Raw genomic sequence first — 25,748 nt, forward strand, 5'->3', positions numbered from 1 at the left:
GGATCACGAAGGCGGCACTGGTGGAAACAGTGGTTCACGTTCCCATCACCCTCGCGGCGGCGGACACGCGGGCACCAGAGCCGACCTTGGAGATCGTCGCCCAACACCGGCCGGAACTGCTTCCGCACCTGCGCGAACCCCTGCCCGGGCGCGCCGGCCTGCTCTCCATCGCGAGGGCGCGGACGTTTCTCGGCTACCAACCGCGGTTCTCTCTGGACGCGGCCTGCCGCGACACCACCTGACCGCCGGGCGGCACGCTGTGCGGTAGGGACACGAGTGGTCGCCGAACGGATCCCGCCTTGTGGGATTGGCGGTCCAGTGTCGGGTTGCTACTGTTCACCGGATGCAGCCCTTGCCACGTAGTGGAAGCAGGGCCGGCGCGAACGTCTGTACGCAGCCGGCGTCGGCTCGCCTTCACGTGTGCGCAAGAGGATCCTTCGATGCACCGGAGAGCTTCGTTTTCCGGTGAGGTGGCCGAACTTCCTCGGCCAGATTTCCGCCCGCGCGGTGGAGATCCGTGACCGCCTGCGCGGCCAGGCTTCGCTGTTCGTCGTCCTTGCCATGGTGGCCACACCGGTGGTGGCGGGGTTCGTGACGAATCTGCGCGGGGCGTCACCGCCACATGACGGACTCCCGGGACATGCCGGCCACCACCAGCGAGGCGAGGATCGCCTGGATGCGTCACCGGTACGCATGTGGGCGGTGTACGCCGGCCAGCGCGCCGGTATTCCCGTCCGGGCGTTGGAGGCCTACGCCACCGCGGAGGCAAGGGTCGGGGCCGACGATCCGGGATGCCGGTTGCACTGGTCCACCCTGGCAGGCATCGGGTCGGTCGAATCGCACCACGGTCACATCGGGGGTCGGCTCCTTCGCGCGGACGGGCGACCGTCGATTCCCATCTTCGGCATCGCGTTGAACGGCGGGCCCGACATCCGTGCGATCCGGGACACGGACGGTGGGCGGCTCGACGGCGACCCGGTGTGGGATCGAGCCGTCGGGCCGATGCAGTTCATCCCGGACACGTGGGCGATCGCTGGCACTGACGGCGACGGCAATGGCCGCAAGGATCCACATGATCTGGACGACGCGGCCATGGCGGCAGCGCGCTATCTCTGCGCGGCGGGAGGCGATCTGAGTACCGAATCCGGCTGGCGCCGGGCGATCCTGTCGTACAACCACTCCAGCGCGTACCTGCGGGACGTCCGCGCCCGGGCGAGCCAGTACGCGAGCGCATCCGCATTCGGCCCGACGTCCGATTCTGGTGGGAGGGGACGGACCTGATCGGCTGCCTCCCGTGCGACCTCAGGACGGGAACTGGCTCGGGTCGAGTTCGGTCGTTGATGCATCACCACCGACGACAGTGTGCAGGGTGATCGTGAATGTTGACTGGTATCCGCTCGGGTAACTGAAGGGCTCGTCGAACTTTTCGAAGCCGCAGTTGCGGGTGAAGCCCTTGGCCCGGGAGTCGAAGTCCTCACCGGTGGCGAAGTAACCGGAGTAGGTGCCATAGCGGATGCCGTGGACGGTGAACGTGCCACCTTTGCGTACGTACACCGAGAAGGTCTGCGACTTGCCCGTCGCGAACGCGACGAAGGCATCCGTGTCGCCGCCGTTGTCGATGACCAGCGTGCCGTTGCCGGTACGCGACCCGGACCGCACGAACTGTCCATGGCGCAGCCGGCGGCTCGACACGTTCGGAACGGCCACCGGGTGGATGCCGGTGTCGTAGCCCCTGGTCTCGAGGCTCCTGACTGCCTGGTTCAACGAAGCGACGTCGAGGTTGGCGACGACGCTCGACGGAGGAACCGCTGCCCTGCAGGAGTTGTCCCGAGCGGGTGACGCCACCGCGCTCTCGGCCGAGACCTGGAAGGACTGGAGGCCGGCGAGGAGTTCGAGGTGGGCCGACTCCTCGCCGTTCGGCGGTCGCACCTCGTCGAGCTTGGCAGCAGTCTCGGCTGCGACGCGCCCTGCCGCCGCCAGACGGTTGTTCAACGTAGGCAGCGATTTCGCCGCCGTCACCTTCGCGAGTGCGGCATCGACGGGCGCGCCCGCAGCCGCCAGCGTCTTCCTGTACTCCTCGGGTGACGTGCTCGGAGTCGGCGACGCGGACCGTGAGGGCGACTGTTCGGCAGCGTCGGTCGGGTCAACGGCGTCACCGCCGGAACCGCAAGCGGCGAGCGTGCTCGCGCCGAGAAGCAGGAACGCCGTCGCGGCGGCACGACGAACGGCAGGCGCCGCGCTCCCCGTGGCCGTTCCCGCGTGCTTCCTGCAGAGGTTCACTCCAAGATCATCCGCTCGTACGAGGCGAATGACCAGCTCTTTCGAACCTGGTCGAAGGACCTGGCAGTGCTCGGCCGTCATGTTTGGTTGATGTGTGTTGCCAAGGCCAAGGTCGACGCCGAAGATCAAAGCTGCTGATCCGCACGACGATGACGACGGGCACCGCGGCCGAACGACGAGGGAGACACCAGATGCCTCGACCACTGACCCGGCGCTGCCTGCTCGCCGGCGTACCGGCAATCGGCCTGGCAGCGGCAGTGCCCGGCACCGCGCACGGAGCGGAGCTGGCCTATGCCGCCTTTCGAGTTGTACGACGTCTACCCGGTGAGCCCAGTCAGCCCGAGATCACGCTTCCCGCCGGCTACGACCTCGTGCCGGGCGCGAACTACTCCGTGGCCTCGCGCGCGGAGTACTACACGTTCGTCCGTGGTCCGCACGACGCCGCGGGCATCGAGGTGAACCTCCGGTGGCCGGACACGACAGTGGAGACTGTCATCCACCAGGACCTGCGGCTGCCGATCCGTCCGGATCCGACCGACCGGCACGGTCTTGCGTTCACCCTCCCGATGTCGCAGGTGTCGGTCAACGCGAACCAACCGACGATCCAGGTGTGGAGCCACCCCGACATCTCGCCTGGGATGAACTGGCGGATCGAGCACAATGACCCCGACCGCGTGGCGGGTCCGTGGACGACGGTGCCGTGGCCAGCCGGCGAAGTCCGGTCCGTGGTGCACCAGCTCGTCGCGGCACATGCGATCTGCCGTGACTCCGGGATGGTGGACGTCGCGGCGGCGAAGGGGCACCGGTTCGTCCTGATGGGTTTCGAGACCAACAACACCCTGCACGCCGACAACCCGCCGCACTGGCACATCTCGTACAACTCAGGTGCGGACTTCAGCGCGCCCACCCACAATCCGCACTTCTGGCTCGATCCCGCGGGCCGCAACTTCTACAACGGCATGGATGTGACTGGGCTCGGACGTTTCAGGTACTACGTCGGCGATCCCGCCCCGCTGTACGACTTCATCGGCGTCGCGAACGGCGGGCGGGGGAACCTCGTGCTCACGTTCACACTTCGCGAAGACGGAGGCATCGACATCGACCCGGCCGATGGCCCGGGTTATGCGATAGCCGCCGGCCGTGACGGCGGCTTGCTGGAGGAGGTGACGGCGCTGCGTGCCGGCGAGCCGTGGCTCCGGATCAGCACCGACGACGATGTCCGGCACGGTGTCCTGGTCGTCCGCGTGACGGATCTCCAGGATCCGGCCGCGTCTTCGACCAAGGTCCACCGCTACGACCGACTGACCGGCGTACTCCACACCGTTCCAGCCTGATAGCTCCGACGGGCACGGTCGCACTTGTCGTCGCTCGCTCCGAATTCCCGGCCGGTCGCTATCGGTGAGCTCCGCGCGCTCTGGTCGCCTGCTCGTCCTGCTTGTCCGGCGCGGCTTCCTGGCGTTCGTACCAGCCCGGCCAGAGCCGGCGAGCCACCGAGACCTCGAGTCGGCCGCCGAGATGCATGGACCTCCACACGCCCCGGTAGCCCGGCAGGATGCCTGCCGCGACGACGATGTGACCGAGGATCAGGGGAGTGACGGCGTACGTGGCCCAGGTGTGCAGGCGTACGAGCACGACGAACGCTGGCCCGCCATGCAGCCAGGCCATCCCCATGCCGCTGCTGATCAGGACGACGAGCCCAAGCGTCAGAGCCACGTTGAGCACCCGTTGACCGGGATCGAAGTGGCCCTCGTGGCGGTCGAACCGGCCGGTGAAGACCGCTCGTGGCCACCGCACGAGCCAGCGTCCGTCCGACCGGTCGACCCGCAACGTCTCCCTGACGAAGACGCGCACCGCGCGGGCGCCGAACGCCAACCCGCCGAGTGAGAGGATGGCGACGACCCAGCCGGTGTTCGTGTGGAGGACCGTGTCAGGAGTCCGGAAGATCCATGCCAGTGGGCTCGGCTGCCCTTCGTGTCCGAGCGTCAGCCACCAGCCGGTCGCCAACAGAATCAGAACGGTGACGTAGATGCCGGCGTGGAACCACCGGGTGCGTCGGTTGTACCGCTCGACTCTGGCCGAAGTCGCCGCGACCGATCTACGCCGCCCTCGTTCAGTAGTCATAGTCCGGCTGGTCGTTTCCGGTGTCGTCCGACGTGTCACCCGAGGTGTCGCCGGAGGGGTCATCGCCGGTGACGTCCACGGTGATCTCCACTTCGTCCCCGGTGGGCGAGTGGTCGGCGTGCTGCTTGGTGATGGTGACGGTGTGCTCGCCCGCAGGCAGCCCTTCGATCTCGAAGGTGTTCTCGGTGACGACGGTGTAGTCGGACTCCTCGCCATCGACGAAGATGTGGACGTGATCCTTGCCGGTTTCCTCCGGACCGATGTCTCCGGCATCGAACTCCAACGTGAACGGCGAGGTCACCTCCGCACCGTCCTCGGGCGACGTGATCGTGAGTGCCTCGCTACCGCTGCCGCCGCTGGCGCTCCCACCCTCCGTCGTCGACGTGCCACTGTCGGAGCCGGCGCAGCCAGCCACCAGGACGGCAACGGCCGCCATTCCAGCGAACATGACGCCAGACCAACGCATGAGTCCCTCCTCGTCCATGCACGGCGACAAGCCCATGCCGGGTGGCGTGGGTCGGACCTCCGTGCTCTAGGACCCCCTACGTCAGGGACGCCGGAAGGTACTCAATCCCTGCGGCACCTCGTTCCAGCGCCGCCCCGCTTCCCGAGCCAGATCGACGAGAGGTGATGTCCGTGAACGCGATGATCGAGAGCGTGTCCGTCAGTGTGTTTCGTACGGTGTCGAAGACATCCAGGGACAGCGACGGGCACACCCATCCCGGCGAGGCCCACGAGGTACGGCAGGCACTGCTGCGCGTCATCGACAGCGACGGCGCGACTGGGTACTGCCTGACATCGGCAGACCAGCTCCGGGAGCCGATCCTCGCCGGCCACGTCAGGAACATCCTTGTCGGCCAGGACCCGAGCGACCGCGAACGCCTGTGGCACGCGATGGCGCAGACCCAGCGCGGGTCCGGCGGCGGCTTCACCGACCGGGCCCTCGGATGCGTCGACATGGCGCTCTGGGACCTGGAGGGACGCCGCCTCGGCATGCCGGTGTGGAAGCTGCTCGGCGGTGGGCGGAGCAAGGTGCCCGCGTACGCCAGCACCATGTGCGGCGACGAGATCGCGGGTGGCCTGGCGACGCCGGAGGACTACGGCGCCTTCGCCGAGCAGCTCGTCGCCCGTGGCTACAGCGCGATCAAGCTGCACACCTGGATGCCGCCGGTGTCGTTCGCGCCGGACATCGGCATGGACGCGAAGGCCTGCGCCGCGGTGCGCGAAGCGGTCGGGCCGGACGTGCCGCTGATGCTCGACGCCAACCACTGGTACAGCCGGCTGCAGGCACTCACGCTCGGTCGGTCGCTGGAGAAGCTCGGTTACTACTGGTACGAAGAGCCGATGGAGGAGGCCTCCATCCAGTCGTACAAGTGGCTTGCCGACCAGCTGGACATTCCGGTGATCGGCCCGGAAACCGCGTGGGGCAAGGGGTTCACCCGCGCCGAGTGGATCGTCGCCGGAGCGTGCGACATCGTCCGGGCCGGAGTCGGTGACTGCGGCGGCATCACGCCGACCATGAAAGTCGTCCACCTCGCGGAGGCTTTCAACATGGAGTGTGAGATCCACGGCGGCGGCGCCGGCAACCTCGCTGTGTTGGGCGGCACGATCTTCGGCCGGTGGTACGAACGCGGCCTGCTGCATCCCCATTACGGCTACGACGAGGTGCCCCCGCACCTCAACTCCGCGATCGACGAGTTGGACGCCGAGGGCTTCGTCCACATGCCGACACGTCCAGGGCTGGGACAGGACCTCAACCTGGCCTACATCGAGGAGAACACCATCACCAGCTGGTGATTCTCGCCTTCTGTCGGGGCTCGGACTCAGGACGCGTCCGCGGCCCGGATCCGGTCCTTGGCGTACTGGCGTCGTTGGGCCGTGGTGTTGAGGCACGGAAAGGGTTCTGACGGGATCGGGACGTCGAGTGCCTGGCACAGCGGCGGCCATCCCTGCTCGGCCTGCCAGACCAGCAGGCGCGAGGAGGGGACGGTGGTGCGTACGTTGTCGAGGTGGCGTTCGTACGCCTCCACGGCCTGTCCTTCGTCGTCCCAGTGCGGGCCGATCTCCCGGGCGAGGAGTTCGAGGCTCATCGCGTGCCGGGACTCCCTACCGGGTTCCGGCGGGCGCCGGACGCGGGGGAGGATGTTCTCGTCGAAGCTGCGCCACCAGGTGCCCGCGTCCTTGCGTACGGACAGCAGGATCAGCGCGTCAGGGAAGGCGGCGCTGATCTCCCGCCAGAAGCTGGACACCGGCCAGTCGACGGCGGCCGTGCATCCCTCGAACAGTGAATGCCACTCTGGCGGCTCGTCGCGGAGGGCGCCGCGCCATTCCGCGACGTGATCGTCGTGCTCGTTGACCGTACGCATGTGGTAGCAGTCGCCACCGAGGATGGTCATCAACGCGGCTCGCAGGGAATAGGTGCCGGTTCTTGGGAAGCCGGCACCAATCACTTTCAGCATGCAGAAATCTCCCATGTGGGTCGACGGGAACGTGGTCGGACTTCTAACGCGACGAGGAAGCTGCCCGATGGGCAAGGAGTTCCGGGGCCAGCACGACAAGGGCGCCTGGCTCGATCCGGATGAGCTCGTCACGTGCGAGGTGGCGAAGGGCTCGGTTGGTGGTCACCCGGGTAGCGCCGATGGCCTCACCGAGGCCCTGTTGCCCTTGGGGCAGAGGGATCCTTCGCCCATGTGTGGCGGCGGCCTGAACGAGCCACGCCGCGGCCCGGGCGGTGGCGTCGTCAAGGGTAGCGCGGATGCGTTCGGTCTGGTGGTGGCGTACCTGTGCGGCGAGGTGGGCAAGGACGTGACGGCGTACGGCGGGAACGTCGTCGACGAGCGCCAGGACCTCGTCGCGGGGGATTCGCCGGAGTCGGGTGGTGCCGCTTGCCTGCCAGGTGGCGGTGTGGCCACCGCTGTCGAGGACGGCGGCCTTGTCCACCGCGCAGGGTGCGTGGAAGTCGCCGAGGTTGACGCGGCGGCCCTGGGTGCTGTCATGGAAGGCGGCCAACGCGCCAGATTCGACGACCAGCAGGTGGGACGCCGGTTCGCCGCGGGTGGCGACCACAGTCCCGCTGGCAATGGTACGAACAGCTGAGTGTGCGGCCAGCCTTCGGAGTCGCTGGTCGCCAAGCATGCTGAACAACGGCACAGTCGCCAACGCGCCGATCTGGTCCCTCACGGCCCCATCCTCACGGCCCACCTCGAGCCCAGTATCGCGCGATACAGCCAACGGCCCGTGGAAGGCCCTAGCGTGCGGGTATGTTCCTCCTCGAACTGAAGTTCAACGATGATCCCCGACGCATGGAATCGCGTCCGGCCCACCGGGCCCGCCTGCAGCAGTTGTACGCCGAGGGCCGGCTCGTGATGGCGGGACCATGGGCCGATGACTCGGGTGCCGCGTTGGTGTTCGACACCGACCGCGCGGGCGTGGAGCAGATCCTGGCCGACGACCCCTACTACGCGACGCCGGGTGTCGAAGTCGTGAGCGTCCGTGCCTGGAATCCGTTCATCGGGTCAGGAGGACGTTGACGGGCCGAGGTACGTGACCGGTGGTGTGGCGAACTTCGGTGTGTCGACGAGGGCCCTCCACGTGTCGGTGTCCTTGTCGTACCACCGCACGTCCTCCCGGTGATACTGCAGCGCGTAGGCCAGCCGCGGCCGGTCCGTGCTGTTGGGGCCGGATCCGTGCACCGTCCACCGGGAGAACGCGACGGCATCGCCCGCCCGCATCCGGATCGGTAGGCAGTGCAACGGATCGACGTCGACCTGCCGGTGACTGTCGCCGTCGTCGCTGGTACGGGAGTCGAGCTGTTCGCGATGCGATCCGGGCATGATCTGCAGGCAGCCGTTCTCGGGGGTCATGTCCTCGAGTGCGACCCAGATGTTGATCGAGCCGAGCGCCGGGTCGTGCCGCGTGTAGTTGTTGTCCTGGTGGAGATGGAATGTTCCACCACCGCCACCGGCCTTCACGGCCGTGAACGGGAGGTACCGGATCGCTCGCCCGCCGATCAGCCGGGACGCCACGTCGAGTGTCGCCGAGCCGTTGATGAGGCTGTCGAGCAGGGAGTCCGCGAGGTACTGCGGGCACTGGCGAAGCTTGTCCGCGGTCTTCGTCGCCCGGGCGAGAGACTCCCGCGACACGCCGTTGGCGTCGAGAACCTCGAACACCTCGGTACGCAGGCCTTCGACGGCGTCGGCCGACACGAACCCGGGCAGGCGGAGGAATCCCTGCGCGGCATAGAAATGGACCTCGCTGTCGGTCAGCGTCAGGGGTTTCACCACTGTCGCGCGATCCGGGACCGGCATGGGCATCCTCCGAGGCAGGCTGGCCAGGGCGTGCGGCGGTTCTCATCATCTCGCGAACGCCCTGTCTCAGAACACCTCGTAGCCGGGAGTAAGGCAGTGCGCCGGGTCGAAGCGTTCCTTCGCGTTGCGCACCACCGGCCACCTGGCACCGAGGTGCTCCTCCCACTCCGAAGGGGTGAGAGGGAAGGCGCTCACGGGATAGACCACCCCGCCAGCGGCACGGATGCGGGGATAGAGCGCCCGGTTCTGTTCCAGCATGTGTGTAACCTGCTGGGTGTCGGTCGAGGCGAACCGGATGAGATTGAAGGTGAACGCGACATCGCCGGCGGGCATCGTCACCAACGGTGTCCTGATCGCGTCAATGGTCAACGGGTAGAACGTGACGAGACCGTGCACGCCGAGGTCCTGGGGCTCGATGTCGGCAAGGACGCCGGCGGCGGTCTCCTCCGCTGCCGAACCAGGCAGGAAGGTCAGCCACCACGGGTGCGGGTTCGCCCACTCACCCGTCGTACGCAGGAGTTCTTCGAACTTGTCGAAGGCCTCCACGTACTCGCGGTACGAGAGGTCGTCGATCTGGGCCTGGGCGCGGTCGTCCGCGAGACCGGCCAGCACCGCGTCGTCGTCCGGCTGGTCGCCTGACGCGTGGAAGACCACCATCTCCAGCTGGTGTCGCCAGCGACCGTCGGGGGCGAGGATCGAGCCTTGGAGATGGTCCGCGCGACCTTTTCGCAGCAGCAGCCGCTGGTCGGCGGCCAGGCTTTCCAGGTCCGGGTAGACAAGGGCGTACCTGCGGGCCCGATCCGGAGCGGCGACGAGCGACAGCGTCGCGCGGGTGATGAGGGCGAACTGCCCGAGCCCGGCGCGTACGCAGTCGAACAGCTCGGGGTTCTCCTCCCTCGAACAGGTGAGAACCTTGCCTTCACCGGTGACCACCTCGAGCTCGCGCACATTGTCGGTCGCCATGCCGTACCTGTGCGTGGTCCCGCCGATTCCGCCGACGGAAAGTGTGCCCCCGACGGAAAGGTCGAGGTAGTTCGTGAGGACCGGCGGCGTGAGCTTGCGCGGCAGCGTGGCGGCGAGCACCGAACGCCACGTCGCACCCGCGCCGACGACGATGTGATCCTCGCCGACGCGATGGATGTCGCCGAAACCTGTCATGTCGATGACGATGCCGGTGTCGACCTGTGAACGGCCGAAGGTGGAATGGCCTTGTCCGCGGGCGGCGATCTTCCACCCGTTGTCCGCTGCCCATCTGGTGACGAGGGCGATGTCCTGGACCGAGCCAGGACGCAGCACCGCCAGCGGCATGCGTTCGACCACGTGCCCGAAGTCGTCGGCGGCGGCCGCTCGGACGTCGGTGTCCAGCGACAGTTCACCGTCGAGCGGCGGTAGTTCTGTAAGCGGAAGACTGCGGCCTTCGTTCACGGCGTTCTCATTCACGTCGGGTTGGTCACCGGACTCGCCACCAGCCAGCTGAAAGATCGAGGCTAAGCGGTTCTGGGCAGGGAGTGAAGCAGTTTCTCGAACGCGGCGTTGAACTCACCGGGTCGTTCGAGGTTGGGCATGTGCCCCACTCCGTCGACGATCGCGAGTGTCGCGTCGGGAATGCGTTCCTGGATGAGCCGTGCGTCACTGACCGGGGTGAACTCGTCGGCGCTGCCCACGACAACCAGCGTCGGCACGGAGATGCGGGCGAGCATGTCCACGTAGTCGCGTCGTTCGGCTCGCCCGCGCAGCGCGGCCGCGGCTCCCGCCGGGGATGTACGCCGCATCATGCCCAGCACGTGCGCGGCGACCTCCGGCATGGCCTCGAGAGTGCGCTGTGCCACCATCCCGGGGAGGAGTTCGGTGGCGTAGCCCTCCATGCCCTCGCGGAGCACCCTGTCGGCGGTGTCGTTGCGTACCTTCTTGCCGTGTTCGGTTTCGCCGGCCGCGAAGGTGTCGGCGAGAAGCAGCGCACGCACCCGGTCCGGAAACAACCGGTAGTACTCCATGACGATCTGCCCGCCCATCGACAGGCCGCCGATGACGTGGTGACCGATTCCCAGATGCTCGAGCAGGTGGGCGATGTCGCGGGCGAACGTCTCCAGCGTGGTGAGTCCTGGAACGACGGTGGATTCGCCGTACCCGCGAAGGTCCGGGACGATCACCCGCCATCCCTGCCTGCTGAAGTGTGCGACCTGTGGTTGCCACATCGAGCGGTCGAACGGATGGCCGTGGACGAGGACGAGTGGTTCGCCACTGCCCTCGTCGGTGTATCCCACGGTGATTCCGTCCAGGGTCACCTTGCTCATGGGTGTGATCCTCTCCCCGCTGCGGCTTGACACGTCGATGCTATTCGGGGCAATCTCTCCTATCAATAAGAATAATGCTCTCGGTGCAATTCTCATGAGGGTGCCAGTGCATGGACGACTACCGAGCGATTGCCGACCAGATCGCCGCCGATGTCGCGGCGGGGCGGCTGCGTCCGGGGGATCGGCTTCCACCGCAGCGTTGGTTCGCCCGGGAGCGCGGTATCGCCAGTTCCACCGCCGCACGGGTGTACGGCGAGCTGGTACGACGCGGCCTTGCCGTGGGCGAGGTCGGACGCGGGACATTCGTACGTGCCGCGACAGGCCCGGTCGATCCCGCTCTCGCCGAACCGGCAGCGGCCGCACGGGTCGACCTGGAGCTGAACTTTCCCGTCCTCCCCGAGCAGGCCGGACTGCTCGCGAAGAGCCTCGCGAGCCTGGTGCGCCCGGACGTGTTGGAGGCGACCCTGCGGCCGGTGGGCGCGGCCGGAACGCCGAGGGCCCGGCAGGCGGCCGCCGCGCTGGTGGCGCGCGGCGGCTGGGCACCCGACCCGGCGGACCTGCTCTTCGCGGGTAACGGCCGGCAGGCGATCGCGGCAGCCATCGCGGCACTCGTCCCGCCCGGTGAACGGCTCGGGGTCGAACGGCTCACCTATCCCGTGGTCAAGGGCATCGCCGCTCGGCTCGGCGTCACGCTCGTACCGCTGGCCATGGACGAGGCAGGCGTGATCCCGGACGCCCTCGCCGAAGGCCCACCACTACGCGCGATCTACGTCCAGCCGACGTTGCACAACCCGCTGGGCCTCACGATGCCGGACAAGCGCCGGGCCGCGCTCGCTGCCGCCATCCGCCAGCAGGGGATGTACGCGATCGAAGACTCGATCTACGGGTTCCTACGCCAGGACCTGCCGCCGCTCGCGGTGCTCGAGCCCGAGCGCGTCATGGTCGTCGACAGTCTCTCCAAACGGGTCGCGCCCGGGCTGACGCTGGGCTTCGTCGTGCCGCCCCGCCGGATCGCCACCGATGTCGCCGCCGCGCTCAGATCGGGGACGTGGATGGCCACCCGGTTCGCCCTCGACGCCGCGACCTGTTGGATGAACGACGGAACCGTCGCCGCGATCTGCGAAGCCAAACGCGAGGACGCGGCCGCGCGGCAGCGGATCGTAGCTGACCGGCTGGGCGCGTTCGACCTTCGTACGGATCCGCATGCGTACCACTGCTGGTGGGAGCTTCCAGAGCCCTGGCGGGCGGACACGTTCGTGGCGGCGGCCGCGCGCCGGGGGATCGCGGTGACGCCGGCGGGATCGTTCACGGTGTCGGCGGGGCATGTCCCCAACGCCGTGCGGCTCGCCCTTGCCTCGCCACCGAGGGACGTGTTGGCCACGGCCCTCGACACCCTCGCGCAGCTGGCGGGCCACGCACCGGAGGACTCGGGCCTGGAGTGACTGGCGGCATGGGCCCGGGCCCATTCGCCGCGGATCCCCGGAGCGCGGGACCGCGGACCGGGCGGCTGCTTCGGGACCGGTCAGTCGGCGTCGCCCGTTTCGACGGCAGGTTCGGCGCCGGGTTCGACGGTAGGTTCGGGCGCCCGGGTTCTATGGCAGGTTCGACGAGAGGTGGCGGTTGGCGTCGAGGAGATGGTGGCGTACCTCGTGCAAGGTGTGGACCCCGACCCAACGCAGGCTGCGTACGGTGGGTTCGGGGTAGTTGTAGACCAGCGTCCGCTCCCAGTCGCCCCGGCCGAGCCGGCTCAGCACGTGGGCGAACAGCTGCGCCGCGTCGGTGAGTTGTCTGGCCACGTCGGCGGGGTCCTGGTCGGCATAACCGTCGTGCTCGACGCGTTCGTCGCGCCCCATCGGCTCCGGTGCCGGTTGCTGGGTACGGCGAGCGTGCAGCACGCGTTCCCGCTGGACGAGCAGGACGTCCCGGAGATGGCAGCCGTACTCGAGCGGGGACCAGACCGTGGGGGCCGGCCGGGTGGTCACCGCAGGGTCGGTACGCCGGAGGAGAGTCGCGTACTCCTCCGCTCCCGCGCGGATCGAAGGACCCGCCTCCGTGGCCCCGCCCAGGTCATAGGTGAACCCGCACTCGTTGCATTGGTCCATGCCCGCACCCTAGTCAGCTGTCATCCGCCGCCGAACCACAAATGACCACGCTGCCCATGCCCGCGGTCCGTGGACAGGTGCCGACACCTGTCCCGGCTTCCGCACGCATGGGCAGCGTGGTCATTTACGGCTCCCCGGTTGCCCGCCCGGGGTTCACTGTCCCGCGCTGAACCTCTCCATCTGCATGAGCGGCTTCAGCTCACTCTTCACCTGGTCAGAGACGAAGTAGCCACGGAGCGAGTCGTCGTCCATGAAGTTGCCGAGCGCGCCCATGATCATGCCCTGGTCGAGGGACAGGTACCGCGTGGCGACCGTTCCCGACCTCACCGCGACGGCGTCGTAGAAGCCGCCAGGCCCGTACGCGTCGAAGTCGGCCCTCAGGTTGGCGAGGTTCTCGAGCGATGCCTTCGGGTCGTACTCCAGAGCGAGGAACACCGCGTGCGGCGTCACCACACCGTCGCCGTAGGCCGTCGGCTCCGGCTCGGCCGCCCGACAGTCGAGGTACGCCGGCGTGACCGTCGTACGCTCTTGGTCCGAGGTGTACCCGCCCGCGGTGGACGAGCCGCCGTCGATGCCCAACTGGTCGACGCCGTACTCGCGGTAGCCGCCGGCCGGGTTGCTGGAGGGCGAGAAGCCCCAGTAGCCGTACTTCGCCTCGTCCATGCCGTGCTCGATCTGCGCCTGTACGTACAACGGGTGGTTCACCCGCCAGGAGTGCGTACCCCAGTCGGACTCGGGCACGAACAGCCCAGGCATGAACGCCTCGAACATGTCGCCGCCCCACGACGGCACGATCCGCTTGCCGCGGTACTCGAAGGCGCCCTCGAAGACCTCTACGCCGAGATAGGTCCGCCACTCACCGACCGGCACCTGCTCGGTCCACGACCAGTCGCAGGTCGGCGGGAACGTCCGCCACGGTCCGAAGTAGTGCTCGCGCGGAATCTGCCCGGTGGCGATGCCGATGTAGGAGGCGATCCGCGGCTCGGAGTTGAACGCGCCGTAGTGGTGGCACGTGTACCAGACGTCCGGCCCGCGGTCGCGGTAGTTGCCCACGATCGAACACTCCGGCGTCGGGTCCGCGTCCCAGAACCCGCCCCGGATCAGGCCGGCTTTGACGTCCTCGCCCTTGGCCTTCGGGTCGTAGTAGAAGCCGAAGTCCATGGACTTGCGCAGCGTACGGGCTTTCGACGTCAGCTGCGGCTCCGCCCGCTCGACCACCATCAGCGCGGCCGCCAGCCAGCCGTTGTCGACGCTGGACAGAAACGGCTTGATCGGATCGCCGCTATCCGGCCACGACCGCAGCACGTCCAGCGTCTTCGGGTCGTACCAGTTGTAGAACATGCCGGAGTCGTCGTGCCGGTCCAGCCGCGCAACGGTGTCGAGGGTCGTAGCGAGCCGTTTCCGCGCGTCGGACCTGCCGACCATGCCGAGGTCGCGCGCGACGATGGTCGACCACATGTACGCACCGATGTTGGTGGGCGAGGTGTAGCCGCCGCGGCCCTGCGGGTCGAGATCGCCGGTGATGTTGTCGTCCGGGAGGCCGGTCTCCGGGTACACCATGGCGTCCATCGAAGCCCAGGTGTCCTCGGCATACGTTCTGAGCGTGGTGTGGTCCGCCGCCGTCAGTTTCTCGCCGGATCTCGAGGCTGTTGCTGAAGATCCGGACGAGGAGCCTGCCGGGGCAGCGGCCGCCGCCGAAAAGGCGGGTAACGCGAGGGCGAGCGCCCCCGCGGCCGCGGCCGCGACCACGCGTCGAGTGGTGGGCATGAACGTACCTCCTGGCGAAGTCGGTCAGCCGGTGCGGCCGACGTGGAGAGGAGCGGTGCCTTGGGTACTTCGGGTGCTGCCTGGTGCGCTTCGTGATGCGCTTCCTGATGTGTCGGTCCCCGCATGTGACCCACAGCTCGTACGGACGACAAGCTGAGTGGGAAGTACGTCGTGAAACGGTGCCGCGGCGGTGCCTTCGACGCGGGCGTGGAGCAGCCGCGCCGCCCGCTCACCGAGCTCGCGCATCGGCTGCCGCACCGTCGTCAGCGCGGGACGGGCGTGCCGGGCGGCCATGATGTCGTCCCAACCGGTGACGGCGATGTCGTCCGGTACGGCGAGACCACGCTCCTCTGCGGCCAGCAGCGCGCCCAGCGCGATCTCGTCGTTGGCGCAGACGAGGACATCCGGCAGCGTCCGGCCCTTGCGGTCGAGCACTCCGCCCGCCGCTTCGTAGCCGGCTTCCTCGTCGAGCGGGCAGCGCACCGGACGACTCGGCGGCCGGACTCCGACCTCGCGGAGCTTCTCCCGGAGTGCGACCCACCGCGCGTGCGTGTCGGGGGAGGACGCCTCGTCGCCGAGGAACGTGAACCGGCGATGGCCGTGGCTGACCAGGTGCTCGACGAGGGCGCGGGCGCCGCCGTCGTTGTCGGCCGTGATGGAGTCGATGCCGGCGACGGCAGGGCGGGCCAGGAGGACGAGCCGGCGACCAGTCGCGGCGATGTGGCGTACGGCGTCGTCGTCGACGGTCCGCCCGAGGACGACCATCCCGTCGACGCGCGAGGCGAGGTCGAGCACCATGTCGCGAGCGGCCGGCCGCTCGTGCGTGGCGAGGATGAGGACGGAGCGGCCGAGTTCGGCGGCCACCTCCTCGTAGCCAAGGACGACCTCCGCGAAGTACGGACCGGACAGGTCGGGGAAGACGATGCCGTGCGCAGCGTGCCGGCGTTCCGCGAGCGACCGGCCGAGTCGGCTGGGCGTGTACCGCAGGTCGTCCACGGCGTCGAGAACCCGGCGGCGGGTGGCGGGGGCGACGCTGGAACTTCCGCGGAGGACGCGCGAGACCGTCGCGATGGACACGTCCGCGCGGGCCGCGACCTCGTAGATCGTGACGCCGGTGCCAGCGTCCGCGTTGTCGTCGGTCGTCGCGGTGTCCCCGGCGTCCGTGGTGCTTGGAGCGCTCGCGCTGTCGTCGGACGGCTGGGCGCTGCGGTCGCCGCCATCCAGGATGCGCCGTGTAAGCGCTTTCATGGTCCGGAGTATGGCAGCACGCAAGCGGCAGCACACCTGCCGTACCGATCACGGCCAACGGCGGGGTTCACGACACCGGCTACTTAGCTCAGTAGTCCTCTGGATCAGGCCCCGCCGGGCGACGTGTTGCAGGTCGAGGTGGGCGAGGATGTTGCCGGCGGCGGTGTGGCACCACTCGCCGATGTCGGCGCTGCACGTCGGGCACACCAGGGACAGGACGCGGGCGGTCGTGTTGAGGTCCACGTCGGTGTAGCCCTGGTCCTTGAGCCGGCCCGACCAGATCCAGTCGAGCAGCCCAGAGTCGAGTGGGTCTACCGGGAAACAACCATCACCGACACGATCCCGAAAAGCATGCACACCAGGAACTTGGCGATCCGCCATCGCACCGCTACCACCTTTGCTCGTCGGGAAAGGAGGGTGCGGCGCGGCGACTGGGATGAGACCCGGGGGTGAGATGTGCAGGGAGGCCAGCCGACCTGCCGCCACGCCACGGTTTGACCTTGGTGTGACCACACGGAAGGGGGAAGGTGCCAGCTGGGTGACATGCCTCTGTCACCGATCGTTCGTGCCACACTCGACGCATGGCCGTGAATCTTCCTGCATGGGCCGAACGGATCCGCCGGGAACGTGTGCTGCGTGGCTGGTCGCAGGCCGATGCGGTTCGGGCGCTGCTGACCCATGGAGGAGACTCGCTACCTGGCCGGGAGCATGTGCTGCGCCGCTGGAAGTCATGGGAAGCCGGTGAGCACAAGCCGGATGACCGGTACCAAGGGCTGATCGCCGCCACTTTTGGAACAGCCCGCCACGCCATGTTCCCCGTTGGCCGGCGCGACGCAAGTGGTGAGCTGGTCGCCGCTACCGGCATGGACACTCTGGAGGTTATCGCCAGGGTGCGTAGATCCGACCTCGACGGGACGACCCTCGATGCCTTGCGGCTCACGGTCGACCGGCTGTGTACCGAGTATGCGTACGTGCCGGCCGAGCAGCTGGTGGTCGACGGACGGGAGTGGCTGGGCCGGGTCGCGGACTTGCGGGACGGTCGGCTCACTCTCGCCCAGCACCGGGAGGTTCTGTCGCTGGCCGGCTGGCTGGCTCTGCTGGTTGGCTGCCTCGAGTTCGACGCCGGGCATGAACCGGCGGCCGAGGCAACGAGGCGGGCTGCACTGTCTCTCGGTCAGGAGTCGGGCGACAGGGAGATCGAGGGCTGGGCACAGGAGATGCGGGCCTGGTTCGCGCTCACATCCGGCGACTACCGAGGTGTGGTAGCGGCTGCCCGTGCCGGTACGGAGGCCGCCAAGGACCACTCCGTATCTGTCCAACTCGCGGCGCAGAAGGCGAAGGCGTGGGCGCGGATTGGCGACCGCCGGCAGGTGGAGGTGGCGCTGGACCGTGGCCGGCAGATTCTGGACGCTCTCCCGTACCCCGACAACGTTGCACACCATTTCGTCGTCGACCCCAGCAAGTTCGACTTCTATGCCATGGACTGCTACCGCACTCTTGGCGACGACGCGATGGCGGAAAACCTCGCGGAGGAGGTACTCCGTACCACCGGCGACCGTTCACCGATGCGTCGCGCCGAGGCCAGGTTCACCTTGGGTGTCGTCGCGGCACGGACCGGGAACCTGGAAGGTGCCGTCGACTCTGGCCGGGCCGCTATCGCCAACGCGCGGACGTCCCTACCGCATTTCGTCATGCTCGGCCAGGAGCTGGCCAGGCTTCTCCAGCGGCGGTACCCCGGAGAGAAGGACACCCACGCGTTCCTCGAACAGCTTCGGGCGTTGTCTCGCGCCCCGAAGGCGAGCTGACGCATTTCCTGGACGTGTGAGGGGGCCGTACCGACCATGACAACGACCCGAACGCACCGCGAGCGAACAGCGTCGTTCCCGCCGTTCGCGAAACCCGGGAGGAGACGGCTCAGCGGCTGCGTATGAGCCACGTGATCGCGTGGCGGCGCGGGGATCCCGCGTACGTCGGATAAGGGTTCGCGGTGGTAGCCCTTCTACGAGATCGGCACGATCGCGTCGCGGGCGCGCCGGACGAGCGCTTCGCCCAGCTCGATCTTGAACGCCGAACCCGGCAGCGGTGTCGCACCGCTGAGCCCGCCGTCGGGAGACCCCAGCAGCCAGGGGATCGGCGCGACGCCGGCGAGGGCGATGCGTACGTCGTCGCCTCGCCGTACCGCCGCCACACCGACGAGCGGGAACGCATACCGCGCCCGGTCCATCGCCTTGAGGTAGGTGCTGGCGTCCGGCCGGGGCACGTCGAGCTCGAGGATCAGTTCGCCCCGCCGGAGCGTGGTGTTGCTGCGGTTGTCGTCGGTCGGGAGCCGGTACAGGTCGGCGATGGGGAGTTCCCGTTGGGTGGTACGGACCGTCGCCCCCAGAGCGACCAGCGCGGCCGCCGGGTCGGACGGATGTGCCGACGAGCAGTGGCTGTTGCCGAACACGGCGTGCTCGTCGCCGCGGCCGGCGCGGGCGAGGCACCGGTCGCCGCCGGCCAGCCAGCAGCTCTGGCCGAGCCGCCAGTACCAGCAGCGGGTCGCCTGCAGCAGGTTGCCGGCGATCGACCCCATGCCGCGGATCTGCGGGGACGCGGACAGCCGGCAGGCCTCCCGCAGCGCATCCGGGACGCTTTCGGGGGCGTGTTCCAGCTCGGCGAGCGTGGTGCCCGCGCCGATCCGCACACCCCCGCCCTGCCCGTCTGCACCGTCGTACGCCTCGATTCCGCGTGGCACGACCGCACGCACGTCGACGAGGGTGTCGGCCGAGAGCAGCCCGTCGCGGAGGAGCGGTACGACGTCGGTGCCGCCGGCGAGGGGCACCGAACCGTTGTCGAACCCGACCCCGCCCAGCTCGGCCGCGTCGAGGCTAGACAGTCGCTGGAGCTTCATGGCGTTCCCTCGCTGCCTTGTTGTCGGCCCGGTCGGCCCGGTCGGCTCTGTTGGCTCGGTCGGCCGCGTCGCGGAGCGCCCGGAGCATCTCCTCGCGGTCGATCGGGAGCTCGTGGACGTCGGCTCCGGTCGCGTCCCGAATGGCGTTGGCGATGGCGGCGGCGGTCGGGATGATCGGCGGCTCGCCCAGTCCCTTCGCCCCGAGGCTGGTGAGGTTCGGATCGGGGACGTCGACGAGCTCGGTGATGATCTCGGGGACGTCGGCGATCGTCGGCATCCGGTAGCTGTCGAGCGTCTGGGTGAGGACGACACCGGTCGCGGGGTCGAGCAGCCGCTCCTCGGACAGGGTGTGCCCGATGCCCTGGATCACACCGCCCTCGAGCTGACTCGACGCGCCCAGGGGGTTGATGACCCGGCCGACGTCGTGGATCGCGGCCAGCCGCTCCACCCGGATCTCGCCGGTCTCGATGTCGACCGCCACCTCGGCGACCTGCACCCCGAAGGTGTGGACACCCATGCCGGTGGGGTTGGGGCCACGCGCGCCGGTGCCGAGGATCTGCGCGTTGCCGAGCAGGCCGAGAAGCTCCTCGACCGGCCACGACTCGGCGCCGTCGGCCGTCTCGATCCGACCGGCCCGCAGGCTCAGCTCCTCCGGCGTGCGTTCGTACCGCTGGGCCGCGATGTCGAGGATCTGCCGCCGCGCGTCGCCGGCGGCAGCGCGCACCGCCGGCCCCATCGACGGGGTCGTCGACGAGCCGGCCGCGGCGACCGCGTACGGCCCGCGATCGGTGTTGCCGAGCACCAGGTCGACGCTCTCCAAGGGGAAACCGAGCTCCTCGGCCGCGATCTGCGACATGGCTGTGCGCGAGCCGGTGCCGATGTCCTGCATGGCCGTCACCACGGTGGCGCGGGCATCGGAACCCACCCGCACCCACGCATACGACGGGGGTCCGCCGCCGCCGTACCAGATCTGGCTCGCCAGACCGACGCCGCGCCGCCACGGTCCCTCGCTGCGGGCGCGTACGTCGTGTCGGCGGTCCCAGTGCTTGTCGGCGAGGTCGTAGCAGTCCAGCAGGTGGTTGGCGGAGTACGTCACACCGGACGCCGGGTCCGAGCTGGAGTAGTTGCGGCGGCGCACCTCCAGCGGGTCCATCTTCAGCTTCACCGCAAGCTCGTCGACCAGGCACTCCAGGCCGAACGTCCCCTCGACGAACCCGGGTGCGCGGAACGCCGCCATCGGTGGGGTGTTGAGCTTGGCGGCGTACTCGACGGTACGCACGTTCGGGCAGGCGTACAGCGTCTGCATCGGGCCGGCGGTCGAGGCCATCCAGCCGTTCCACCCGAGGGCCGCCACGAAGTCGCCGCCGAGCGCGACGATCGTGCCGTCGCGCTTGGCGCCGATCGTGAGGCGTTGGATGGTGGCGTTGCGGTTGCCGGCGGCGAGGTTCTCCTCCCGGCGGGTGAGCGCGCAACGAACGGGACGGCCGGTGCGTCTGGCGAGCTCGGCCGCGATGAACGTGTAGTGGCCGGCGTCGTTCTTGGCGCCGAAGCCGCCGCCCATGTACTCGCAGATCACCCGCACCTTGTCGGCGGGAACCTTCAGCGCGCGGGCGACGCCGCTGCGGACGCCCCAGATGTCCTGGGTGGACGTGTGGACGACGAGCGTGTCGCCCTCCCATGCACACACGGACTGGTGGGTCTCGAGCGAGTTGTGCAGCACGGTCTGGGTGCGGTACTCCGACTCGACCACGACGTCCGCCTCGGCGAGCGCGGTGTCGAAGTCGCCGCGGGCATAGTGGCGGGGGTCGGAGGTGAAGTGCTTTTGCCGTACGGCTTCGTCCGGGTCGAGGACCGGCTCCAGGACCTCCCAGTCGACCTCGACCAGGTCCAGCGCGGCCCGGGCCTGGGCGAAGCTGTCCGCGGCGAGGGCGGCGACGGGCGCGCCGTGGTAGCCGGCCAGCTCGTCGACCTCGGGCGCGTCGCCGGGCCCGATCGCGCCGCGGACGCCGGGTGCGTCGAGCGCGCGGGTGAGGTCGATCGCGCGTACCCGGGCATGGGCGTGGGGCGAACGCAGAACGGCCGCGTGCAGCATGCCGGGCAGGCGTACGTCGGCGGTGTAGATCGCCTCACCCCTGGCGCGGGCCGGCGCGGACTTGCGCAGCGCCGGGCGTCCGACGACGTCGCGCGGACCGGCCGGCCACTGGTCGAGTGAGTCCTCGTCGACCACCAGCCAGATCGTTTCGTACCGGCCTTCGACTTCCTTCTCGGTCTTGATCAGGCGCGCCACGAGAGGATCGCCTCCTCGATCTTGGGGTAGGCGCCGCACCGGCAGATGTTCCCGGCCATCGCGTGCCGGATCTCCTCCCGGGTCGGCTCGGGGTTGCCCTCCACGAGGGCGGCGGCGGACACGATCTGTCCTGGCGTACAGAATCCACACTGCAGGGCGTCACAGCGGACGAACGCGTCGACCATCGGGTGGTCGCGGAGGCCCTCGATCGTGGTGATCTCGGCGCCATCGACGCTGTGGGCGAGGGTGAGGCACGACAAGGTAGGCCTGCCGTCGACGAGGACCGTGCAGGCGCCGCAGTGGCCTTCGCCGCAGGCGACCTTGGTGCCGGTGAAGCCGAGGTCGTCGCGGAGGACCTCCGCGAGGGTCTGGCCCACCGGCGCGTCGACGTCGTGGCGCTGGCCGTTGAGGCTGAACCTGGTAGTTCCAGGGCTGCCGGCGGCGCGGTTGGCGCCGTCGTCGGCGTGGCTGGCGGAACCGGTTACGGCGTCGGGAGGCGACGCGGCGTCGGGAGGCGACGCGGCGTCGGCCGTCACCGCATGCTCCGGCGACGCATCCGCGGGGAAAGCTGGCGGTCGGTGTCCATGGCGGCCCCTTTGTCGAACGTCTGACGCAGCCCCCCGCCTGCCCCATCGTCCCGGATGCGTCCTCAGGACACAACGCCCTAGACCTGGGGCCGTGTCAGTGACGTCCTCGCCCGCGGTGTTGCCTCGGCACGGTCCGACCCTCGTCCACCTCGTCGTAGTCGGCGTCGTAGGCGGTCTCGACCTGCGGCGAATCGTCAGCCGGCAGCGGGGTCTTCCCGGCGACGTCGCGGACGCCTTCCCCCGCGCTCCTGCCCGCGTCCCCGACACCCTGGCCGACCTCGCTGGCGCCCTTCCCAGCTCCTCGGCCGACCTCGCCCACACCTTCGCCGGCGCCTCGGCCGACCTCGCCCACGCCTTCGCCGGCGCCTCGGCCGACCTCGCCTACACCTTCGCCGGCGCCTCGGCCGACCTCCCGCACGCCTTCGCCCGCGCCCTGGGCGACCTCCCGGACCCCTTCACCAGCGCCACGGCCGACCTCCCGGACCCCTTCACCAGCACCCTGGCCGACCTTCTCCACACCTCGGCCGATGGGTCTCGTCAGGGACGTCAGGATCTCGGGGTTGTTGTCGATGGTCCGCATCACCCGGTCGACGATCTGTGCCACCTTGTCGAGCTTCACCTTGAGCATGGCCTGGGCGCTGACGTTCTCGATGTTCAGCTCCACCTTGCCGAGGGTGGCGTCCGCGCCGACATGAATCTCCACGATGTCCAGCACTTTCGCGTGCAGGTCCACGTGTGCCTCGAGGTCTTCCACGTTGAGGGTGATCTTCTCGACTCCGAGGTCGGGAATGCTCAGGAAGACGTCGGGGTCCTGGTTGGAACCCAGCCAATCCTGCGCACTCGCATCCTCGAGACTGTGGGCGCGGTCGGCGTCGCTGTCAGTCACTCTGGAACCCCCATGACTTTCCCGGCCTAGGAGTACCTACCCTCCGCTCCTGCTGATGAACAGATGAGTAGGCCGGCAACGACGAGAAGGACGCCGGACGCAAGGAATCCACGGTCGTACGCAAACCCCACGTTGTCTGCGAGCAAAGGAATTCCGTGCCACGGGAGCACGAGATCAGTACCGCCTTTGCCGCCGGCCCGCACTCACCGGATCGTCGTCCGATCCCACAGGTGGCCGCAGGGCGAGGACCGCCATGGCGGGCGGCGACCGGCGGATGCAGCGTGCCCGGAACCGATGCCTGTTTCCAGGTGCGGCGATGAAGCGGATGCCGGGCTACACACCCTGGCGAGGGCGACGGCGTCATCGTCTGCGACACGGCAAGGCCTACATATTGTGTCTGCCGGTGTGCGAGATGTAACGAATGGCCCTGCCCACCGCGTTCACCGGCGAGCAGGGCTGTCGACGATGAGGGTTGATCTTTGCCATTTGTCGAACACGCATGGTTCAGCGCCATCAAGCAGGAGGACCTGCACAGTTGTGGCAGCGCCCCCGACGTCGAGCTTCATGGAACAGTCGGCATGCTCGTCGGTCCTGTCGCCGCTTGAGCGTTCGTTGGCGCATTCGCCGTCGCCGCACGACCGTACCCGCATTTCGATCACGTACTCGCTGCCGCGTGCCAGCCCTTTGAAGATAAGTCGATCTGCTTGCCACTCGCTGGCTGTTCCGACCACCTGACCGGAGGCGGTGCGAAGGGTGGCTTCGGCGAAGAACTCGTCGGCGTGACTGCCAGTCATTTGGTCGTTGGCCGCCGCCACTACGAGCATAGAGTCACCGGATGGGATTGGCTTCTGGCTGTTGTCCGCTGCAACAGTCCGGTCCGCGGTCTCAGGGCGGCAGGTTGGCAATGCGGTGAGGGCGAGAAGTAGGAGAACTGCTGTGGCTCGGCTCCGCATACCCCTCTGACGCCTCAGTGGCGTCGGCTGGTTGCCTGGCCGACGGCCCCCATTTGCGCCGCGCATCCGCCACCTTGCTTGGGCGGTGGCTCAAGCTGGTGGCTCAGTACAGGAACCCGTTCCAGTCTCCCAGAGCCAACGTGCGCATCTTCTCGGAACAGTAGGGGCCGACTCCGTACATCGTCAGATTCGCGTGTTGCTCGCAGAAAGTAGAATCCGGAGCCTCTGGAAAGACATCGTCCAGTCCATATACAGGCCCAGCCTCATGTGTCGTAATCGACGTCAGGTCCACCCCGCCGGAGCAGGGATCGGGCGTCGGTAGGTTGTACCAGGACAGGTGTTGGTATCCAGTGGAGAGCGACGTGACGTCGGACAATGCGCACGCTGTGCCCGCGGATGATCCGGTGACGGTGGCTTTTGCCAGAACAACCGCTGCGACCCGCTGGCGGCTGAACCGCAGCATCCCTCTGCGGTTCCCGACCCATCATCCGCAGGGTCTCGCCCTGATCGGCGACACGATTGCGCTGTCCACGGTCGAGGTGGTCGAGTGGCCAGTGCGGCGCCCGCAGCTCGCCGACGGCCACGATCGTACGCCTGGCAAGGGAATCGGCCATCTCCTCCTCATGGATCGCGACGGAAATCTGCGAGCCGACATCGAGATCGGAGACGGCACGGTCTACCACCCGGGTGGCATCGACTTCGACGGTGAGTCGGTGTGGGTGCCGGTCGCGGAGTATCGCCCGGACAGCAGGGCCATCATCTATCGGTTCGATCCGTCGACGGCGCAGGTCTCGCCGGCATTCGAGATCGATGACCACATCAGTGCGGTGGTGCGCGACCGGATCACCGGAAACCTGCACGGGATGAGCTGGGACGCCCGCGCGATGTACCAGTGGACGCCCGACGGCACAACTCTTGCACGCCAGGCGAACGAGGATCACCTGGTCGCCGTGCAGGACGCCAACTATGTCGGCTGGCGCAAGCAGATCTGCACCGGTGTGGCATCCCTACCGACCTCTGACGGCGGCCGCTACGAACTGGGCTCCGTCGTGCTGCGCGACCTGCGGGACAACCGGATCCTCCACCAGATCCCGTTCCCGTACTTCTCGAGCGCCGGCCACGTGATGACGCGCAACCCCGTGGCACTCGAGGTTGTCAATGAGACCTTGCGCCTGTTGGCCGCTCCCGATGACGGGGATGAAGGATCAGGAACCGAGCTGTTCGTCTACGAGGCACTCATGTCATAAGCGGTCCGCGGCCGCTGGGTGGCGAGCTTGCCGCCGCTCACGTCGATGAGCGTGCCGGTGATGTACTCCGCCTGGTCGGACGCGAGGAAACACACCAGGTGGGCGATGTCCTCAGGCGAGCCCCATCGGCGGATGGTCAGCAGATCCAGAAGCCGGTCCTGGACCTCGTCGGGGCGTTCGGCGAAGTGGTTCATGTCGGTGGGGATCATTCCTGGGGCGTAGGCGTTCGCGGTGATGTTCCACGGGCCGAGCTCACCGGCGATGGCGCGCGTGAAGTGTGCGACGGCGGCCTTGGCGGATGCGTACGCCGCGCCTCCCACGCTGGGGACGATCGCGGCGAACGACGACGCGTTGATGATGCGACCCGAGCGCTGCTTCTTCATGACCGGGATGACCGCCTTGCACATGAGGAACGTGCCGGTCAGGTTGACGTCCTGGCAGGAGTGCCACTGCTCCACCGGGAGGGTGTCGACCGGACCTCCCGCGGCGACGCCGGCATTGTTGACGAGGATGTCGATGCGCCCGTGGCGGCGTACGACCTCGCCGACCACCTCCTGAATGCGGTCGAGGTCGGTGACGTCGCCGACGAACTGGCTGGAGGGTACGCCGATGTCGGCGAGTTCGGCGCCGAGAGCGTCGAGATCTTCCTGGTTGACGTCGATGGCGACCGTGGTGACGCCTTCGTTCGCCAACCGCAGCACGAGCGCGCGTCCGATACCGCGTCCGCCACCGGTCACGATGGCGACGCGTCCTCCGAGATCGATGTGCATGCACGCCCT

Annotated in this window: 26 protein-coding genes; 8 read left to right on the forward strand and 18 right to left on the reverse strand. The window is 68.5% G+C overall.

Annotation, left to right across the window (positions count from 1 at the left end; translation table 11 throughout):
- Both ABNF93_RS26410 and ABNF93_RS26415 read left to right on the forward strand, forming a co-directional pair.
- Window positions 1–242: hypothetical protein (locus ABNF93_RS26410; protein ID WP_349330888.1), on the forward strand; the 242-nt coding region annotated here is incomplete at its 5' end.
- 223 nt (window positions 243–465) lie between these two features.
- Entirely contained in the window at window positions 466–1,281 is an 816-nt protein-coding gene (locus ABNF93_RS26415) for a lytic transglycosylase domain-containing protein (protein ID WP_349330889.1), read from the forward strand.
- Between the two features lie 21 nt (window positions 1,282–1,302).
- Here ABNF93_RS26415 and ABNF93_RS26420 read toward each other — a convergent pair whose 3' ends face one another.
- Window positions 1,303–2,280, reverse strand: coding sequence for a hypothetical protein (locus tag ABNF93_RS26420; RefSeq protein ID WP_349330890.1), 978 nt, complete (start codon window positions 2,278–2,280; stop codon window positions 1,303–1,305).
- A gap of 191 nt (window positions 2,281–2,471) precedes the next feature.
- Here ABNF93_RS26420 and ABNF93_RS26425 point away from each other — a divergent pair, with 191 nt between their 5' ends.
- Window positions 2,472–3,614 (forward strand): hypothetical protein, encoded by a 1,143-nt coding sequence (locus ABNF93_RS26425; RefSeq protein WP_349330891.1) that lies wholly within the window; start codon window positions 2,472–2,474, stop codon window positions 3,612–3,614.
- Window positions 3,615–3,672: 58 nt separating this feature from the next.
- On the opposite strand, the gene ABNF93_RS26430 is transcribed toward ABNF93_RS26425, so the two are convergent.
- Both ABNF93_RS26430 and ABNF93_RS26435 read right to left on the reverse strand, forming a co-directional pair.
- Window positions 3,673–4,401, reverse strand: coding sequence for a cytochrome b/b6 domain-containing protein (locus ABNF93_RS26430; protein ID WP_349330892.1), 729 nt, complete (start codon window positions 4,399–4,401; stop codon window positions 3,673–3,675).
- Window positions 4,391–4,867 (reverse strand): Ig-like domain-containing protein, encoded by a 477-nt coding sequence (locus tag ABNF93_RS26435; protein ID WP_349330893.1) that lies wholly within the window; start codon window positions 4,865–4,867, stop codon window positions 4,391–4,393. The genes ABNF93_RS26430 and ABNF93_RS26435 overlap by 11 nt, the downstream gene beginning before the upstream one ends.
- Window positions 4,868–5,046: 179 nt before the next feature.
- On the opposite strand from ABNF93_RS26435, the gene ABNF93_RS26440 reads away from it, so the two are divergent.
- Window positions 5,047–6,198, forward strand: coding sequence for an enolase C-terminal domain-like protein (locus ABNF93_RS26440; RefSeq protein WP_349331009.1), 1,152 nt, complete (start codon window positions 5,047–5,049; stop codon window positions 6,196–6,198).
- A 26-nt stretch (window positions 6,199–6,224) separates the two neighbouring features.
- Here ABNF93_RS26440 and ABNF93_RS26445 read toward each other — a convergent pair whose 3' ends face one another.
- Both ABNF93_RS26445 and ABNF93_RS26450 read right to left on the reverse strand, forming a co-directional pair.
- A complete protein-coding gene (locus ABNF93_RS26445; protein WP_349330894.1) occupies window positions 6,225–6,860 on the reverse strand; it encodes a sulfotransferase family protein in 636 nt (211 codons plus the stop codon).
- A 43-nt stretch (window positions 6,861–6,903) separates the two neighbouring features.
- Window positions 6,904–7,581: a Crp/Fnr family transcriptional regulator gene (locus tag ABNF93_RS26450; RefSeq protein WP_349330895.1), complete on the reverse strand. Its 678-nt coding sequence runs from the start codon at window positions 7,579–7,581 to the stop codon at window positions 6,904–6,906.
- Between the two features lie 80 nt (window positions 7,582–7,661).
- On the opposite strand from ABNF93_RS26450, the gene ABNF93_RS26455 reads away from it, so the two are divergent.
- Window positions 7,662–7,931, forward strand: coding sequence for a YciI family protein (locus ABNF93_RS26455; RefSeq protein ID WP_349330896.1), 270 nt, complete (start codon window positions 7,662–7,664; stop codon window positions 7,929–7,931).
- Here the strand turns inward: ABNF93_RS26455 and ABNF93_RS26460 are convergent.
- From ABNF93_RS26460 to ABNF93_RS26470, 3 genes are all read right to left on the reverse strand, one after another.
- Window positions 7,917–8,708 (reverse strand): phytanoyl-CoA dioxygenase family protein, encoded by a 792-nt coding sequence (locus ABNF93_RS26460; RefSeq protein ID WP_349330897.1) that lies wholly within the window; start codon window positions 8,706–8,708, stop codon window positions 7,917–7,919. The two genes, ABNF93_RS26455 and ABNF93_RS26460, sit on opposite strands and share 15 nt — an antisense overlap.
- A 66-nt stretch (window positions 8,709–8,774) precedes the next feature.
- Window positions 8,775–10,133 carry an FAD-binding protein gene (locus ABNF93_RS26465; RefSeq protein WP_349330898.1) on the reverse strand — a complete coding sequence of 453 codons (1,359 nt, stop codon included), beginning with the start codon at window positions 10,131–10,133 and terminating at the stop codon, window positions 8,775–8,777.
- A 62-nt stretch (window positions 10,134–10,195) separates the two neighbouring features.
- Complete coding sequence (locus ABNF93_RS26470; RefSeq protein ID WP_349330899.1) at window positions 10,196–11,002, reverse strand: alpha/beta fold hydrolase; 807 nt, start codon at window positions 11,000–11,002, stop codon at window positions 10,196–10,198.
- A 110-nt stretch (window positions 11,003–11,112) separates the two neighbouring features.
- Here ABNF93_RS26470 and ABNF93_RS26475 point away from each other — a divergent pair, with 110 nt between their 5' ends.
- Complete coding sequence (locus ABNF93_RS26475; RefSeq protein ID WP_349330900.1) at window positions 11,113–12,444, forward strand: aminotransferase-like domain-containing protein; 1,332 nt, start codon at window positions 11,113–11,115, stop codon at window positions 12,442–12,444.
- A gap of 150 nt (window positions 12,445–12,594) precedes the next feature.
- Here ABNF93_RS26475 and ABNF93_RS26480 read toward each other — a convergent pair whose 3' ends face one another.
- The 4 genes from ABNF93_RS26480 to ABNF93_RS26495 all read right to left on the reverse strand — a co-directional run bounded on the left by ABNF93_RS26480 (window position 12,595) and on the right by ABNF93_RS26495 (window position 16,500).
- Window positions 12,595–13,104 carry a DinB family protein gene (locus tag ABNF93_RS26480; RefSeq protein WP_349330901.1) on the reverse strand — a complete coding sequence of 170 codons (510 nt, stop codon included), beginning with the start codon at window positions 13,102–13,104 and terminating at the stop codon, window positions 12,595–12,597.
- Between the two features lie 153 nt (window positions 13,105–13,257).
- Window positions 13,258–14,871, reverse strand: a complete 1,614-nt coding sequence (locus ABNF93_RS26485) for a glucoamylase family protein (RefSeq protein ID WP_349330902.1) — start codon at window positions 14,869–14,871, stop codon at window positions 13,258–13,260.
- Between the two features lie 24 nt (window positions 14,872–14,895).
- Window positions 14,896–16,119 carry a LacI family DNA-binding transcriptional regulator gene (locus ABNF93_RS26490; protein ID WP_349330903.1) on the reverse strand — a complete coding sequence of 408 codons (1,224 nt, stop codon included), beginning with the start codon at window positions 16,117–16,119 and terminating at the stop codon, window positions 14,896–14,898.
- A 48-nt stretch (window positions 16,120–16,167) separates the two neighbouring features.
- Window positions 16,168–16,500: a zinc finger domain-containing protein gene (locus ABNF93_RS26495; protein ID WP_349330904.1), complete on the reverse strand. Its 333-nt coding sequence runs from the start codon at window positions 16,498–16,500 to the stop codon at window positions 16,168–16,170.
- 200 nt (window positions 16,501–16,700) lie between these two features.
- On the opposite strand from ABNF93_RS26495, the gene ABNF93_RS26500 reads away from it, so the two are divergent.
- Window positions 16,701–17,924, forward strand: a complete 1,224-nt coding sequence (locus tag ABNF93_RS26500) for an NsdA family TPR-like regulatory protein (RefSeq protein WP_349330905.1) — start codon at window positions 16,701–16,703, stop codon at window positions 17,922–17,924.
- A 194-nt stretch (window positions 17,925–18,118) separates the two neighbouring features.
- Here the strand turns inward: ABNF93_RS26500 and ABNF93_RS26505 are convergent, their stop codons facing one another.
- From ABNF93_RS26505 to ABNF93_RS26525, 5 genes are all read right to left on the reverse strand, one after another.
- A complete protein-coding gene (locus ABNF93_RS26505) occupies window positions 18,119–19,009 on the reverse strand; it encodes an FAD binding domain-containing protein (protein ID WP_349330906.1) in 891 nt (296 codons plus the stop codon).
- Window positions 18,987–21,296: a xanthine dehydrogenase family protein molybdopterin-binding subunit gene (locus ABNF93_RS26510; protein ID WP_349330907.1), complete on the reverse strand. Its 2,310-nt coding sequence runs from the start codon at window positions 21,294–21,296 to the stop codon at window positions 18,987–18,989. The genes ABNF93_RS26505 and ABNF93_RS26510 overlap by 23 nt, the downstream gene beginning before the upstream one ends.
- Window positions 21,284–21,832: a (2Fe-2S)-binding protein gene (locus tag ABNF93_RS26515; RefSeq protein ID WP_349330908.1), complete on the reverse strand. Its 549-nt coding sequence runs from the start codon at window positions 21,830–21,832 to the stop codon at window positions 21,284–21,286. The genes ABNF93_RS26510 and ABNF93_RS26515 overlap by 13 nt, the downstream gene beginning before the upstream one ends.
- Before the next feature lie 145 nt (window positions 21,833–21,977).
- Window positions 21,978–22,769, reverse strand: coding sequence for a hypothetical protein (locus ABNF93_RS26520; protein ID WP_349330909.1), 792 nt, complete (start codon window positions 22,767–22,769; stop codon window positions 21,978–21,980).
- Between the two features lie 440 nt (window positions 22,770–23,209).
- Window positions 23,210–23,593, reverse strand: a complete 384-nt coding sequence (locus ABNF93_RS26525) for a hypothetical protein (protein ID WP_349330910.1) — start codon at window positions 23,591–23,593, stop codon at window positions 23,210–23,212.
- 491 nt (window positions 23,594–24,084) lie between these two features.
- Between ABNF93_RS26525 and ABNF93_RS26530 the strand changes: the two genes are divergently transcribed.
- Entirely contained in the window at window positions 24,085–24,969 is an 885-nt protein-coding gene (locus ABNF93_RS26530; protein ID WP_349330911.1) for a DUF6454 family protein, read from the forward strand.
- Here ABNF93_RS26530 and ABNF93_RS26535 read toward each other — a convergent pair.
- Entirely contained in the window at window positions 24,948–25,739 is a 792-nt protein-coding gene (locus ABNF93_RS26535; RefSeq protein ID WP_349330912.1) for an SDR family NAD(P)-dependent oxidoreductase, read from the reverse strand. The genes ABNF93_RS26530 and ABNF93_RS26535 overlap by 22 nt on opposite strands.
- Window positions 25,740–25,748 lie beyond the last annotated feature (9 nt).

The organism is Actinopolymorpha sp. B9G3 (assembly GCF_040120725.1).
In the GTDB taxonomy this organism is placed as follows: Bacteria; Actinomycetota; Actinomycetes; order Propionibacteriales; family Actinopolymorphaceae; genus Thermasporomyces.

Coding starts and splice junctions, on each gene's coding strand:
- ABNF93_RS26425 (WP_349330891.1), top strand. CDS start 2,472: ATGCCTCGACCACTGACCCGGCGCTGCCTGCTCGCCGGCGTACCGGCA.
- ABNF93_RS26430 (WP_349330892.1), bottom strand. CDS start 4,401: ATGACTACTGAACGAGGGCGGCGTAGATCGGTCGCGGCGACTTCGGCC.
- ABNF93_RS26435 (WP_349330893.1), bottom strand. CDS start 4,867: ATGCGTTGGTCTGGCGTCATGTTCGCTGGAATGGCGGCCGTTGCCGTC.
- ABNF93_RS26440 (WP_349331009.1), top strand. CDS start 5,047: ATGATCGAGAGCGTGTCCGTCAGTGTGTTTCGTACGGTGTCGAAGACA.
- ABNF93_RS26445 (WP_349330894.1), bottom strand. CDS start 6,860: ATGCTGAAAGTGATTGGTGCCGGCTTCCCAAGAACCGGCACCTATTCC.
- ABNF93_RS26455 (WP_349330896.1), top strand. CDS start 7,662: ATGTTCCTCCTCGAACTGAAGTTCAACGATGATCCCCGACGCATGGAA.
- ABNF93_RS26460 (WP_349330897.1), bottom strand. CDS start 8,708: ATGCCGGTCCCGGATCGCGCGACAGTGGTGAAACCCCTGACGCTGACC.
- ABNF93_RS26470 (WP_349330899.1), bottom strand. CDS start 11,002: ATGAGCAAGGTGACCCTGGACGGAATCACCGTGGGATACACCGACGAG.
- ABNF93_RS26475 (WP_349330900.1), top strand. CDS start 11,113: ATGGACGACTACCGAGCGATTGCCGACCAGATCGCCGCCGATGTCGCG.
- ABNF93_RS26480 (WP_349330901.1), bottom strand. CDS start 13,104: ATGGACCAATGCAACGAGTGCGGGTTCACCTATGACCTGGGCGGGGCC.
- ABNF93_RS26485 (WP_349330902.1), bottom strand. CDS start 14,871: ATGCCCACCACTCGACGCGTGGTCGCGGCCGCGGCCGCGGGGGCGCTC.
- ABNF93_RS26490 (WP_349330903.1), bottom strand. CDS start 16,119: ATGAAAGCGCTTACACGGCGCATCCTGGATGGCGGCGACCGCAGCGCC.
- ABNF93_RS26495 (WP_349330904.1), bottom strand. CDS start 16,500: ATGGCGGATCGCCAAGTTCCTGGTGTGCATGCTTTTCGGGATCGTGTC.
- ABNF93_RS26500 (WP_349330905.1), top strand. CDS start 16,701: ATGGCCGTGAATCTTCCTGCATGGGCCGAACGGATCCGCCGGGAACGT.
- ABNF93_RS26505 (WP_349330906.1), bottom strand. CDS start 19,009: ATGAAGCTCCAGCGACTGTCTAGCCTCGACGCGGCCGAGCTGGGCGGG.
- ABNF93_RS26525 (WP_349330910.1), bottom strand. CDS start 23,593: ATGCTCGTAGTGGCGGCGGCCAACGACCAAATGACTGGCAGTCACGCC.
- ABNF93_RS26535 (WP_349330912.1), bottom strand. CDS start 25,739: ATGCACATCGATCTCGGAGGACGCGTCGCCATCGTGACCGGTGGCGGA.